The following is a 13,390-nucleotide window of genomic DNA, read 5'->3' as shown; positions in this document are numbered from 1 at the left end:
CTGCGCACCCACACATGGCTGTCTTGGGCGGTGTGGGGGCGCAACTGCGATGTCGAGGGTCCGACACCGCCGATACGATGGGTTCTTCCACACCGAAGGGCACACATGACGATCACCGCGGCCGCAGACGGCTCCGCCCTGGGAAACCCCGGCCCGGCCGGCTGGGCCTGGTACGTCGATGACGAGCACTGGGATGCCGGCGGCTGGAAGCACGCCACGAACAACATGGGTGAGCTCAAAGCCGTGCTCGAGCTGTTCCGTGCGACCGCTCATCTCGACGACGACCTTCTCGTGCTCTGCGACAGCCAGTACGTCATCAACACCGTCACCAAGTGGATGCGCGGCTGGAAGGCCAAGGGCTGGCGCAAGGGCGACGGCAAACCGGTGATGAACCTCGACATCATCAAGGAACTCGACGAGGCCATGGCCGGTCGACGCTACCGGTTCGAGTGGGTCCGCGGCCACGCGGGGCATCCGCTCAACGAGGCCGCAGATGTGCGGGCTCGATCGGTGTCCGAAGCCTTCCAGGCGGGTCGCCCCGTTCCTGGCGGTCCCGGCTGGCCGGGAGCCGAGGCGGATGCCGCTCCGACGTCGATCCCAACGCCAGACGCCGGCGCAACAGCCACAGAGACCGAGACCGCGGAAGAAGCCGAACGCGACGACACCGTGAACCCGGCGCTGGACTTCGCGGCTGGCGCGCCGACGCTCTTCTCGCTCGACGACCCAGACCAGCACGAGGTCACCCTCTGGCTCACCGACGACGAGCACATCCGCCTGCACGAGCGCGCGCGGCAAGAGGGCGTCAGCGCCGAGGAACTGCTCCGCAGCCTGATCTGACGCGCGCGGCGTTCAGTCGAGCGGTTCGGTGAGCGCGTGCACGAGGCCGGGCAGTGTGTCCCTGGCCAGCGGCGGCGCCGAAACCGAGCCCGCATCGCTGCCCGCAGTGCTTCCCTCGAGTATTGCCTCCTGCATCGCAGACTCGTACACGTTCACGATGATGCGCACGGCAGCGAGCGGGTCAACGGTGAAGCGCAGCCCGACGGAGTGGAGCGCGGCGTCGATGCGGTCGGCGAGCTGTTTCAGAAAGCCGTTCTGGTAGGCGAGGTAGCTGGCGGCGACGGCGGCATCCCGCATGGCGAGCAGTTTGAACTCTGACTGCACGAGGCACCAGCGACGGTCGTCGCCCTGCAGCACGAGGAACTGGGTGACGAGGTCGCTGAGGGTCTCCTCGGTCAGAGCGGTGGGGTCGAATTCGGGCAGGATCGCGTCGACCCCTTCCTGCAATCTCTCGAACCGCAGCCGGTTCTCGCGCTCCGCGAGGGCGAAGAACAGCTCTTCCTTCGTGTCGAAGTTGGAGTAGAACGCGCCGCGGGTGAACCCGGCCCGTTCCGTGATCATTTCGACGGATGCCGCATGCACTCCGGTCTCGGCGAAGACCTCGTACGCCGCATCGATGAGGCGGTCGCGGGTTTTACGTCTGCGGGCACTCTCGACCTGCGCCGTCTCGGCGGATTCGACTTCCGTGGGCATCCTGACACCTTACTGGGAACGTTTTGCGATACATCAGTGTATCGGATACATTCGTGTAGCGGATACATTGGTGTACTGAGCGCGCGAATCGCGCCCCGCCTCGCACCCCTCTCCCTAGGAGCCCCCGTGTCTTCACTGTTGTATTCGCTCGGTCGTTGGGCATTCCGCGCCCGGGGGGTCGTCGTCGGTGCCTGGATCCTCATCCTTGCACTGGCCGGTGGCGGTGCCCTGCTTTTCAACCAGGGCCTCGACAACAACATCTCGATCCCGGGAACCGAGTCGCAGGAAGCGCTCGACTCGCTCTCCACCACGTTCCCGCAGGTCAGCGGCGCCACGGCACAGATCGTCGTGGTCGCGCCAGATGGGGATGCCGTCACCGACGACGACATCGTCGACGCAATCTCCGACACCGTCGACGCCGTCAACGAGTTCGACCAGATCGCGCAGGCCGTCTCGCCATTCGATGAGAACATCTCAGGCGCGATCAGCGACAACGACGCTGCCGCCCTGATCAGCGTCCAGTTCGACGGGGTCACAGCTGACATCACCGAGAGCACGAAGACCGCGCTCGCCGACGAGGTCGCCGCCCTGTCGGCCGCGCTCCCGGCCGGCTCAGAGGCAGCGCTCGGTGGCCAGCTGTTCAGCCAGAACATGCCCACCCTGACCGCCACCGAACTCATCGGTGTCGGCGTCGCCCTCGTCGTGCTTCTCCTGACCTTCGGATCGTTCCTGGCCGCCGGGATGCCGCTGCTCACCGCCCTGCTCGGCGTCGGCATCTCGATCGCCCTCATCTTCGTCGCAACGGCATTCGGGTCGATCACCTCGACCACGCCGATGCTCTCTCTCATGCTCGGACTCGCTGTCGGTATCGACTACGCCCTCTTCATCATTTCGAGGCACCAGGAACAATTGCGGGGCGACCTCACCGCCGAGGAATCGGCCGCCCGTGCGACGGCGACGGCGGGTTCTGCCGTGATCTTCGCCGGCCTCACCGTCATCATCGCGTTGCTGGGTCTCGGCGTCGCCGGCATCCCGTTCCTGACCGTCATGGGTACCGCAGCCGCCGTTGGCGTCGCCGTCGCCGTGCTCATCTCGATCACCCTCATCCCTGCTCTCCTCGGCTTCGCCGGCGACCGCCTTCGCCCCTCGACATCGCGCAAGGCGCGTCGTGCACACGCCGCCTCAGGTGAGACCGGTGACGCTCCCCGGCAGACGCACAGACCCAACCGCTTCTTCGTGGGGTGGATTCGTTCGGTGACCCGGTTCCCGATCGTGACGATCCTCGCGGTGGTCGCCGTCCTCGGCCTCGCCGCGGTTCCCGCACTCGGCCTCCGACTCGCACTCCCGGATGCCGGTGGGCTGCCGGCAGACGACCCAGCCCGCGTCACATACGACCTCGTCTCAGACAACTTCGGTGAAGGCTTCAACGGCCCGCTCATCGTCACGGGCAGCATCGTGACCTCGACGGATCCGCTCGGTCTGATGGCCGACCTGAAGAGCGAGATCGAGGACCTCGACGGAGTTGCTGCCGTTCCGCTCGCCACCCCGAACGAGACCGCAGACACCGGCATCATCCAGGTGATCCCCGAGGGCGCTCCCGACTCGGAGTCGACCAAGGCGCTCGTCGCCGAGATCCGGTCGCTCCACGGCTACTTCCTCGACGAGTACGACATCGACCTCGCCGTCACCGGGTTCACCGCCGTCGGCATCGACATCTCCGACAAGCTCGGCAACGCCCTGCTCCCCTTCGCCCTCGTCGTCGTGGGGCTCTCGCTCATCCTGCTGACGATGGTGTTCCGGTCGATCTGGGTGCCGATCAAGGCCACGCTCGGCTACCTGCTCAGCGTTGTCGCCGCCTTCGGCGTGGTGTCGCTGGTGTTCGAGTACGGCTGGTTCGCCGACGCCCTGCACGTACCGCAGCAGGGCCCGGTGATCAGCTTCATGCCGATCATCGTGATGGGTGTGCTGTTCGGGCTCGCCATGGACTACGAGCTCTTCCTCGTCGCCAGGATCCGTGAGGACTTCGTGCACTCCGGCAAGGCCCGTGCATCGATCGAGACCGGCTTCCTCGGCTCAGCCAAGGTCGTCACCGCGGCCGCCATCATCATGTTCGCCGTATTCGTCGCATTCGTCCCCGAGGGTGACGTCAACATCAAGCCGATCGCCCTCGGCCTCGCCGTCGGTGTGTTCGTCGACGCCTTCATCGTGCGGATGACCCTCGTCCCCGCCGTTCTTGCCCTGCTGGGCGAGAAAGCCTGGTGGATCCCGAAGTGGCTCGATCGCGCACTGCCGTCGCTCGACGTCGAAGGTGAAGGCCTGCACCGCGAGATCGCCCTGCGCGACTGGCCGATCGCCGACTCGACCGACATCGTCTCCGCCGAGGGCCTCACCCTCGACGGCGGTCCCGTCCCGCTGTTCGCCGATGTCTCCATCGCCCTTCCGGACGGCGGCACCCTCGTCGTCGACGGCGAGCGCGAGACCGCGGTCACCGCACTGCTGCTCACGCTCTCAGGGCGCATGCACGCCGACTCAGGCAACCTCAAGGTGGCCGGACTCGTTCTCCCTGTCCGCGCGGCAGCCGTCCGTGCCCGGGTCGGTTTCGTCTCGCTCAGTGAGTCACTCGATCCCGTCCGCGCCGTCGCGCGGGCCCTCTCCGAATCACCCCGCATGCTCACGCTCGATGGACTCGACCAGGTGACGGATGCCGTCACGCGCCGCAACATCCACGATGCGCTGTTGTCAGGCCAGCAGGCCGCTCAGCAGAACGATCGGCCGCTCGCGCTGATCGTCGGCACGCTCTCCCCCGACGCCATCTCCGACGCAATACCGGGGGCTCTCGGCGCCTCCCGCGTCTCCCTCCTGTCCTCAGACCTGTCGCACGAAGCAGAGGTATCCGCATGACCACCCCCCTGGCACGATTCGAATCCGCCCGCGCATCCGGCCGTGTGACCTGGCTGTCTGTCCTCGGCATCGTTCTCGTCCCCCTCGTGGTTGCCGGCGTCCTCGTCTGGGCGTTCTGGAACCCGCAGGACCGCCTCGACCAGGTGAGGGGTGCGATCGTCAACAATGACAGCCCTGTCGAGGTCGATGGCCAGACCGTCCCGCTCGGACGCCAGCTCTCAGCCGGCCTCGTCGGAGGAGCGGGTGACAGCGCGGATGCCGACACCAACTACACCTGGGTCCTCACCGACGAAGACGACGCAGACGCCGGACTGGCATCGGGGGATTTCGCCGCAGTCGTCACCATTCCCGAGAACTTCTCCGCCGCAGCCACGTCGTTCTCGGGTGACGCGGCGGATGCCGAGAAAGCCACCATCGACGTCACAACGAGCGACAAGAGCCGGCTCGTCGACGACGCGGTCAGCCAGGTCATCACGACGACGGCCGCCGACCTCGTCGGCAACGAACTGACCACCAGCTACCTCGAGAACATCTACCTCGGTTTCAATACGCTCGGCGACGAACTCGGTACGGCTGCAGACGGCGCGTCCCAGCTCGGCGACGGCGCCTCGGCACTCGCGGACGGTGCGTCCAACCTCGCAGACGGCACCGTCGAACTGTCGACGGGAGCATCAGGGCTGGCCTCAGGCGTCTCGTCATACACCGACGGCGTCAGCCAGCTCTCCGGGGGTCTCGCCGAACTGTCACGCCAGACCGCAGACCTGCCCACCCAGACGCAGGGTCTCGCGACCGGTGCCGCCGGGGTCTCCACCGGCGTCGACAGCCTGATCTCCACGATCGACGAGCAGAGCGCTCTGCTCGTGCAGGTCGCCCAGGGCTGCGACCCCGTGCTCGACCCATACTGTGCCGCCGTGCTGACCTACCTCCAGGAGGCCCAGCAGGCTGCAGCAGCGAACCCGAATGCCGCGGCACAGCTGAGCGCAGGAGCGCAGGCGGTCGCCACCGGATCGCAGTCGCTCGCAGACGGTATCCCCGCCCTGAGCGGCGGTATCTCCCAGGTCGCCGGAGCGGCGGCCACGCTCGCCGGAGCAGGCACCGAGCTCGATTCGGGTGCATCCCAGCTGGCTGGAGGGGTCTCAGAACTCAGCACGGGTGCCACTGGCATCGCCGACGGCGCCACCGGCGTCTCCGACGGCGTCGCTGAACTCGCCACGGGCCTCTCGACCGCCGTCGACGCCCTGCCGACGTACTCGGACTCGGAGCGCACGAACCTCGCCGAGGTCGTCGCCAAGCCGGTCGTCGCCGACGGCGACGACGCGCTGGCGTTCGGGGCGAGCGGCGTTCCCTTCTACGCCGCCCTGGCGCTCTGGCTCGGTGCGTTCGCGAGCCTGCTCGTGCTCCGCGCCAAGCCGGTCAGCGTGCTGGGCTCGACCAGGCCGTCAGCCGTGCTCGCCCTGAGGGCCTGGCTGCCCGCAGCCGCGGTCGGCGCTGTCCAGGGCGTGCTGCTCGCCGCGATCCTCCAGCCGCTGGTCGAGCTGGATGCGGGCGGCTGGATCGGGCTCGCTGCGGTCTCCGTCGTCATCGCTGTCGCCTTCTCGGCAACGAACCAGGCGCTCAACGCCGTGTTCGGCGGAGCAGGACGCTTCATCGCCATGGTCGTCGCCCTCGTACTCATCGGCACGAGCATCATCGCGACGGCCCCCACCGTGCTCGGCGACATCGCCGCAGTGCTTCCGGTGCAGCCGGCAGTGGATGCCGTCCACGCGGTGATCGGTTCGGGCGCCGGTCTTCCGGCAGCGCTCACCGGGCTTGTGCTGTGGACCGTCGGGGCGCTCGCGGCGACCACTCTGGCCATCGCCCGCTCGCGCACGGTGTCGGTCCGGAAGCTGGTTCCGCACGCAGCCTGAGCCTCGGCCAACCGCGCAACAGGACATCGCACGATTCGCAGGACGACACGTGAAGAACTCTCCTGAAGATCGTGCGATGACCTGGTGAGGGTGCGATGCGGCTCTAGAGGAACGGCATCCCTGTCGCCACTTCGGCTTCGGCCCAGACCGCTTTCGCCACGCGTTCATCGGTGGTGACGGCTGCTGGTTTCGCCGGAACGGCGGCGCCCTTCACCAGGAACCTCGGGCCGAAGAACGCTCCGCCATCGGCGTCCGGGTCGGTGATCGCCCGAACGACGGGGTCGGCACCCCGGTCCTTGCCCTGCGTGAAAACCGTTTGCAGGCTGTCGACGAAACGGGTGCACCTCGTGGGCTCGTTCACTCCGGGCACCGTCGGCGTCCTGCCCGAGATCGAATAGCCGGGGTGGGCGACGAACGACCGCGTCGAACTCCCCCGTGCACGCAGGCGCCGGTCGAGTTCGAAGCCGAGTGACGAGAGCATGATCTTCGACCAGGCATACGCGTTCCAGCTGGAGTACCTGCCGCGCTGCTGCAGGTCGTCGGTGTTGAGCCTGGCCAGAAGAGTGGCGAGGCTGCCGAGCGAAACCACTCGCGCTCCCGGAGTGCGCTCCAGCGCCGGGAAGGCGGCTGCGGTGAGGGCGAACGAACCGAAGACATTCGTTCCTGTGACGAGTTCGAGTCCGTCGACGGTGTGCTCTCGACGCCGAGGCGGGTGCACGACACCGGCGTTGTTCACGAGAGCATCGAGCCGCGGCAGTTCGGCGAGCCGCGCACCGGCGTCGCGCACCGATGCCAGGTCAGCGACGTCGAGCGGCACCACCGTGAGGTCCGCGGCCGGCACCTGGGCGCGGATCGCTCGCGCCGCAGCATCCGCTCGCTGAGCGTTCCTGGTGAGGAGAAGAACGGATGCGCCCGCGCCGGCGAGCCGGTAGGCGGACCAGAATCCGATGCCCGCGTTCGCACCGGAGATCGCGACGACTTTGCCGGTCTGTGGAGGCAGGTCGTGAGCGTTCCAGGTCATCGCTCGCCGTTGGCGATCTGTTCGTGGTGGTGGATGACTTCTGCGACCACGAAGTTGAACCACTTCTCGGCGAACGCCGGGTCGAGGTGCGCATCTTCGGCGAGTGCCCGCAGGCGGGCGATCTGGCGCTTCTCGCGTTCGGGGTCTGCGGCGGGGAGGTCGTGTTCGGCCTTGAGCCTGCCGACCTGCTGGGTGGCCTTGAACCGCTCGGCGAGCATGTGGATGAGCGCCGCATCGATGTTGTCGATGCTGGATCTCAAGCTGAGAAGCTCTGCTGTTACTTCACCGTCGGCCATGCTCTCAACTTACCGTGCCCGCCCGTGGTGTGTGCCGGGCACCGACCCGAACGGCGCTCGGCAGCACCTGCTCTACAGCCGCTCCGGCTGACTGAGTACCCGGGTGAGCACCGGGCTCGTGGCCTTGAGCGAGAGCCAGACGAGGAGAACTCCCCCGAGAAGGCATCCGGCGATGATCAGCAGCGACGCCGGGGCCACGATGAAGGTGATCCCGACAAGAGGCAGAACCAGAGCGGCCCCGATAAGCGCCGAGCCGAATGCGACGAAGCGCAGCGGGCCCATGATCGTGCGCGACCGCGAACTCTCGATCACCTCGCGGGGCATGCCCAACCGGTCGAGGCTGACGTAGAGGTCGCGCCGGTCGAGGATGCTCGCGGCCTGGTTCACTCCAACCGAGCAGGCGACCATGAGGAAACTCGCGACGACGGTGATGATGATTCCGGTGCGGACGTCAGCGAGGAGAAGCATCGTGTCCTCGTCGTAATCGCCGGTGAGCGTGTCCACGAATGCGATACCGGTTCCTGCGACGACAGCGATGAAGCTCGTCATGGCAACACCGGAGACCTGCCTCCACGCGGCCTTGGGCGATTCGAGGATCCCGCGGGCGGCGATCAGGCCGGCAGCGGTTTTCGCTCGACCCAGCGACAGCTTCGCGGCGATACCGAGTGCCCACGGTCCGATGAGGTTGAGCACACCGATCCCGATTCCGATCCCGGTACCGAGCACGGCGATCGTGAGCGCGGCGTCTGCGACCTCCGACATCGATCCGAGCAGGACGTATGCGCCGAGAATGGCGACGCTTCCGATCACGATCCGCATCCAGTGCATCCGCGGCGCGGTCTGGCGGGTACGAACGCCGAGCGGCGACACGGTCACCTGACGGAGGCCGATCGCCGCGCTGATCGCGGCGAGGGCGGCGACGGCGACGACGACGAGCGCGAGAACACCCGGGCCGACCCAGAGCTCACCCGCACCGATGGCGGCGCCTGCGAAGGGGATGAGACCGACGAACGGCATCGAGATCAGGTACAGGACGATGCCGGCGAGAGAGCCGAGCACAGCGATCGCTGTCGACTCGAGCACGGTCATCTGCGTCACGACCGCGGGGGTCGCGCCGAGCAGCCGCAACGTGGCGAGCCGGTCATCCCGACGTCGAGCCGACAACCGCGCCGCGGCGCCGCCGAGGGAGGCGAGTGGCACGAGGAGCAGAACGAGCGCGAGCACGCTCAGCGTCTGGTAGACCATCGCGTCGGTGTTGTCCTCGGGTGTCCACCGCCAGAACATCAGCCCTCCGCCGAGCACGATCAGCACCAACGCGGTTGTCACCGCAAACGCTATGCCTGGGAGCAGGAGCACCGCGGCGCTCTGAGCGCTGGGGCGGGCCAGAAGCCAGGTCAGGCGTGCAACCGGTGCCCGATCCGGACGGGAACGAACAGATGCCGGTGGTCGCGGGAACGTCGTCGCGGTCATGCGGCCACGACCTCGGGAAGAACGCGACCGTCACGAAGACGGATGACCCGCGAACACCGGGCGGCGACGGTCTCGTCATGGGTGACGATGAGGAGAGCGTGGCCCTGCCCGACCGTCGACTCAAGAAGCGCGGTGAGGACTTCGTCGCTCGTCGTGGAATCGAGAGCCCCTGTGGGCTCGTCGGCGAACACCACGGTCGCGCCGGTGACCTGCGCACGGGCGATGGCCACGCGCTGAGCCTGACCACCCGAGAGTTCGCCGATCCGTCGAGCTTCCATTCCGGCGAGGCCGAGAGCGGCGAGCCAGTGCTGAGCGCGGCCTTCCGCTTCACGGCGGGGGTAGCCTGCGAGCATGAGCGGCAGGGCCGTGTTCTCGATGGCGGTGAGCTCGGGGATCAGCAACCCCTGCTGAAAGACGAAGCCGAAGGCTTCGCGGCGCAACCGCGAGCGCTCACGCTCGTTCAACCTGGTCACGTCGACCGGACCGGATGGCGACTGGAACTCGACCCGCCCGGAGTCGGGTGCGGTGATGCCGGCGAGTGCGTGCAGAAGGGTGGTTTTTCCCGATCCGGATGCGCCCATGATCGCGACGGATTCGCCGCCTCCGATCGAGATGTCGACCCCGGCGAGGGCAGTGCTCGATCCGTATGTTTTCACGAGGGCGGACCCGGACAGGAGAGGAGAATCTATGTTCATGTGTCCAGCATCGCCGCGTGACGGCATCCGCACATCGTGCCTGAGGTTGATCCGCCGTCATCCTTCCGGGTGACGTCTTGTTGCCCGAATCAGGCGCGAACGCGGCGCCCGAGACGAATGCGCTGCTGGGTGAGCAGGATGCCGACGAAGACGAGCACCGCGCCGACCGGCTCATGCCAGCTCAGCGACTCCTGCAGGAGCAGCGAGCCGAGGAGGACTCCGACCACAGGGGTCACGTAGGTCACCCCGCTCGTCGCCGTCGGGCCCCAGGCGGTGAGCACGTTCATGTTCCAGATGTAGACGACGCCGGTGCCGAGCGCACCGAGGCCGATCAGGCTGAGGATCACCCACAGATCGAGCTGCACGGGCTGCGATGCGACCACCGGGGTGAGGATCAGCATCACGACGGCGGCAATGGAGATGTACATGAACGCGGAGGTGATCGAGGGCACCTTGTACGGTCCGAGAAAACGGCGCAGGTAACCGAGCGCGAAGCCGTAACAGGTGACAGCGCCGAGGCAGGCGACCTGTCCGCGCCAGTCCCCGAGCAGGGCACCCATCTGCCATGGTGCGACGATCACGATGACGCCGCCCATGCCGACGAGCACCCCCAGGATCTGACCCCAGTTGAGTTTCTCGACCCGGAAGACGAGGGTGGCCATCACGGCGGTCGTGATCGGAGTGACCGCGTTGAGGATCGACGCGAGACTCGACGAGATGTATTGCTCTGCCCAGGCGAAGAGAAGGTACGGCACGACACAGAACGTGATGGCGATCACGGTGAAGTGCAGCCAGATGATCGGCTGTCGTGGCAGCCTGGCCCGCGTGACGAGGGCGACGATCGCGAGGGTCAGCGCCCCGAGCATGATGCGGCTCCAGGCGACCTGCCCGAATGAGACGCCGGTCAGTGCGACCTTCATGAACAGAAAGCTGGCCCCCCAGATCAGGCCCATCCCGATGAACTGCAGCATGATGCGTGGCTGGCCGGCCGCCTGTGTCGGCTGGACGGCGGTCGGAGCTGGGTGCTGTTGTGTGGTCACCGGGCAAATCTACCGCCGCTGAAACATTGCCACTGGCGGAAATCGGTCACGTAACCGCGAGATCCTGCCGTCAGTCGCGGCCGAGAGTGACGGGGCCGTCTGCGCTGGCGACTCTCGCCTCGAGTTCCGCGCGAACAGCCGGCCATTCATCGATGATCACCGAGAACACCGCCGTCGTGCGCCAGCTGCCGTCTGCCCGCTTCTGGTCCCGGCGGATGAGTCCCTCAAAGGTGGCGCCCAGTCTCGTGATCGCTGCGCGCGACCGTTCGTTGCGCTCGTCTGCCTGGAGTTTCACCCGACCGAAGCCGGCGTCGAAGGCGAGACCGAGCAGCAGCAGTTTCGCTTCGGCGTTGACCGCAGTGCCCCACACCCTCGGGTCGTATGCTGTCCAGCCGATGTGCGCGTGTTCCCGGCTGGGGTCGAAGTCGCCGAGCGTCGACGTACCGACGATGAGGCCGTCGGCCTCTCCACCGATCAACCGGATCGTGAAGGTCTGATTGGACCCTGTGTTGTAGTAGCCGGCGGCGAACGTGGCAAAGCCGTCGAGGTCGCGCGGCAGCCCCGCCGGCCCTCCCCCGTACCCGCCGGCGAACACCTCGGGCACGGCAATGGCATCGAACAGCCCGGGGTGGTCGTCCGGAGTCATCGGGTCGAGTCGGATGAACCGCCCGATCAGCGCTGCAGGGGCCGGAATCGCCGCGGTCATCGGTCGGCCGGGACGAGGCAGGTGGGCGAGCCGGTCTCGACCGACCCGATCCGCTTCGCGGGGACCCCTCTGGCATCGAGGCGGAAGCTCGACACCTGGCCGGACTTCTCGTTCGCGACGTGGAGCAACCCGCCAGACTCCGCGTGGTGCCGCGGCCAGTCGCCGCCGCTGTCCACGTCGGCGATCGGGCGCAGCACCGAACCGTCTCCTGAGATGGTGAGCGTCGCCACCCGGTTGGTGCCTCGGATGGAGACGTGGATTTGCTCGCGCGAAGCGGCGAGAGTGATCTCGGACGCGTTGTCGCCATCCTCGATCGAGTCAGCGGTGGCGAGAACGGATGCGACGACACGCCACCGCCCGTCATCCGCCCTCGACAGGGTGAAGACCTCATTGGAGTACTCGGTGACAACGTGCACATGCCCGGACGGGTGGGCGACGAGATGACGGGGGCCGACGCCGAACGGCAGAACGATCTCCTGGCTCAGCGACAGCCTGGCGACGTTTCGACTCCAGATCCGCACCGTGTCGTGCCCGAGGTCGGTGGTGGCGATCCGCCCCTCGGGCAGGACGAGGGAGGCGTGCGCGCGCGACGGTCGGTCGACGGCGGCGTCCGATACCGCCTTGCGGATGGCAAGATCGGCGAACGGATCGTCCCCGAAATCAACGGGTTCGTCTGCGGCGGCCTGGGCAGCGAGCGGGTTGCCATACGGGTCGTTCGAGGCAGCGGCAATGATGCCGTCTGCGGTGAACGAACCGTTGGCGGCGAGGGGGAAGACCACGATGCGGCCGTCGCCGTAACAACTGGCGAGAAGCGCAGCGCCGTCCGGCGTCACCGTCAGCTGGCATACGGCCTCTCCCGCTTCGATCGGCCGGCCGAGCGGCACGAGGCCGTACTCTCCGCGGCGTGCCAGCGCCTCGACCGTCCCTGACGGTTCGAGCGCGGCATAGACGACAGGAAGGGTGGGGTGGATGGCCACGAACGACGGCGAGGGGAGCGCAGACGACGAGAGAGGATGCAACGTTCCCCGGTCTTCCTGCCGGAGCGCGCTCAGACCCGCTCCCGAACCACCGGCTTCGTCGGTGTACGAGCCGAGCCAGAAAAGCGGATTGGGGACATCGAGCTGCGCCATGCTCTTCAGTCTGGCAGCAGATCATGCAAGCATGAACCATGGGAACAGCGTCCAGTTTCTCGCGTGCGGCCGACGTCTTCGTCGCCCTCGTCCGCGGCATCCGCCCCGATCAGTGGGAAACGCTCGGCCTCGGCGTCTGGAGCGTTCGCTCGCTCGTCGGCCACACCGCGCGGGCCCTGATCACCGTCGGCGACTACCTCGAACTCGATCCGGCGAGCCAGGTCGACATGGAGACCGCCGGTGACTATTACGGGCAGATCTACCTCGTCTACACGAATCCGGAGGCCATCGCGCAGCGCGGCGTCGACGCCGGACTCGCGCTCGGCGATGACCAGGTCACGCGGATCGAGGCGCTCAAGGACCGCGCACTCACGCTGATCCTCGCTCAGGAACCGTCGCGGCTGGTGTCGCTCGGGGGAATGGGCATCCCCCTCCACGAGTACCTGAAAACCCGGGTCTTCGAGCTCGTCGTCCACTCCATCGACATCGCCCGCGCCACCGGGCAGGTGGCGCAGTTCGACCCCGACCTCATCGAAGAGACAGCCGCGCTTGCTGCCGGCATCGCTGCGAGAAAGGGTGACGGCGAGCAGCTGCTGATGGCCCTGACGGGTCGTGAACGTCTTCAGGAGGGATTCAGCGTCGTCTGAAATTCCCCCGGGGGACCTGTTGGGATCAGCCGGTCAGGGAGTACTGT

General features: G+C 67.3%; 12 protein-coding genes. 4 read left to right on the top strand and 8 right to left on the bottom strand.

The window, feature by feature from the left end; all coding sequences use genetic code 11:
- The first annotated feature begins 105 nt into the window (after positions 1 to 105).
- Positions 106 to 837 carry an RNase H family protein gene (locus IWX78_RS08790; RefSeq protein ID WP_196833142.1) on the top strand — a complete coding sequence of 244 codons (732 nt, stop codon included), beginning with the start codon at positions 106 to 108 and terminating at the stop codon, positions 835 to 837.
- A gap of 12 nt (positions 838 to 849) precedes the next feature.
- Here IWX78_RS08790 and IWX78_RS08785 read toward each other — a convergent pair whose 3' ends face one another.
- Positions 850 to 1,530, bottom strand: a complete 681-nt coding sequence (locus IWX78_RS08785) for a TetR/AcrR family transcriptional regulator (RefSeq protein ID WP_196833141.1) — start codon at positions 1,528 to 1,530, stop codon at positions 850 to 852.
- A gap of 126 nt (positions 1,531 to 1,656) precedes the next feature.
- Here IWX78_RS08785 and IWX78_RS08780 point away from each other — a divergent pair, with 126 nt between their 5' ends.
- Positions 1,657 to 4,431, top strand: a complete 2,775-nt coding sequence (locus IWX78_RS08780) for an MMPL family transporter (RefSeq protein ID WP_196833140.1) — start codon at positions 1,657 to 1,659, stop codon at positions 4,429 to 4,431.
- Entirely contained in the window at positions 4,428 to 6,338 is a 1,911-nt protein-coding gene (locus tag IWX78_RS08775; protein ID WP_196833139.1) for a YhgE/Pip domain-containing protein, read from the top strand. Before IWX78_RS08780 ends, IWX78_RS08775 begins: the two co-directional genes overlap by 4 nt.
- Positions 6,339 to 6,441: 103 nt before the next feature.
- Here IWX78_RS08775 and IWX78_RS08770 read toward each other — a convergent pair whose 3' ends face one another.
- From IWX78_RS08770 to IWX78_RS08740, 7 genes are all read right to left on the bottom strand, one after another.
- Positions 6,442 to 7,359 (bottom strand): SDR family NAD(P)-dependent oxidoreductase, encoded by a 918-nt coding sequence (locus IWX78_RS08770; RefSeq protein ID WP_196833138.1) that lies wholly within the window; start codon positions 7,357 to 7,359, stop codon positions 6,442 to 6,444.
- The gene (locus IWX78_RS08765; protein ID WP_196833137.1) at positions 7,356 to 7,655 is read right to left on the bottom strand and encodes a chorismate mutase; all 300 of its coding nucleotides are present in this window, start codon (positions 7,653 to 7,655) and stop codon (positions 7,356 to 7,358) included. The genes IWX78_RS08770 and IWX78_RS08765 overlap by 4 nt, the downstream gene beginning before the upstream one ends.
- A 72-nt stretch (positions 7,656 to 7,727) precedes the next feature.
- Positions 7,728 to 8,981 carry a permease gene (locus IWX78_RS08760; protein WP_334684644.1) on the bottom strand — a complete coding sequence of 418 codons (1,254 nt, stop codon included), beginning with the start codon at positions 8,979 to 8,981 and terminating at the stop codon, positions 7,728 to 7,730.
- Between the two features lie 140 nt (positions 8,982 to 9,121).
- A complete protein-coding gene (locus IWX78_RS08755; RefSeq protein WP_196833136.1) occupies positions 9,122 to 9,820 on the bottom strand; it encodes an ABC transporter ATP-binding protein in 699 nt (232 codons plus the stop codon).
- Between the two features lie 89 nt (positions 9,821 to 9,909).
- Positions 9,910 to 10,860: a DMT family transporter gene (locus tag IWX78_RS08750; RefSeq protein WP_334684643.1), complete on the bottom strand. Its 951-nt coding sequence runs from the start codon at positions 10,858 to 10,860 to the stop codon at positions 9,910 to 9,912.
- A 70-nt stretch (positions 10,861 to 10,930) separates the two neighbouring features.
- Complete coding sequence (locus IWX78_RS08745) at positions 10,931 to 11,566, bottom strand: GNAT family N-acetyltransferase (protein ID WP_196833135.1); 636 nt, start codon at positions 11,564 to 11,566, stop codon at positions 10,931 to 10,933.
- Positions 11,563 to 12,696 carry a lactonase family protein gene (locus tag IWX78_RS08740; protein ID WP_196833134.1) on the bottom strand — a complete coding sequence of 378 codons (1,134 nt, stop codon included), beginning with the start codon at positions 12,694 to 12,696 and terminating at the stop codon, positions 11,563 to 11,565. The genes IWX78_RS08745 and IWX78_RS08740 overlap by 4 nt, the downstream gene beginning before the upstream one ends.
- A gap of 38 nt (positions 12,697 to 12,734) precedes the next feature.
- Between IWX78_RS08740 and IWX78_RS08735 the strand changes: the two genes are divergently transcribed.
- Positions 12,735 to 13,343, top strand: coding sequence for a maleylpyruvate isomerase N-terminal domain-containing protein (locus IWX78_RS08735; RefSeq protein WP_196833133.1), 609 nt, complete (start codon positions 12,735 to 12,737; stop codon positions 13,341 to 13,343).
- The last annotated feature ends 47 nt before the right edge of the window (positions 13,344 to 13,390 follow it).

Source organism: Mycetocola sp. CAN_C7, assembly GCF_015752285.1.
Taxonomy (GTDB): Bacteria; Actinomycetota; Actinomycetes; order Actinomycetales; family Microbacteriaceae; genus Mycetocola_A.
The sequence above is the reverse complement of the archived record's forward strand: the minus strand, read 5'-3'. Positions and strand labels throughout refer to the sequence as shown.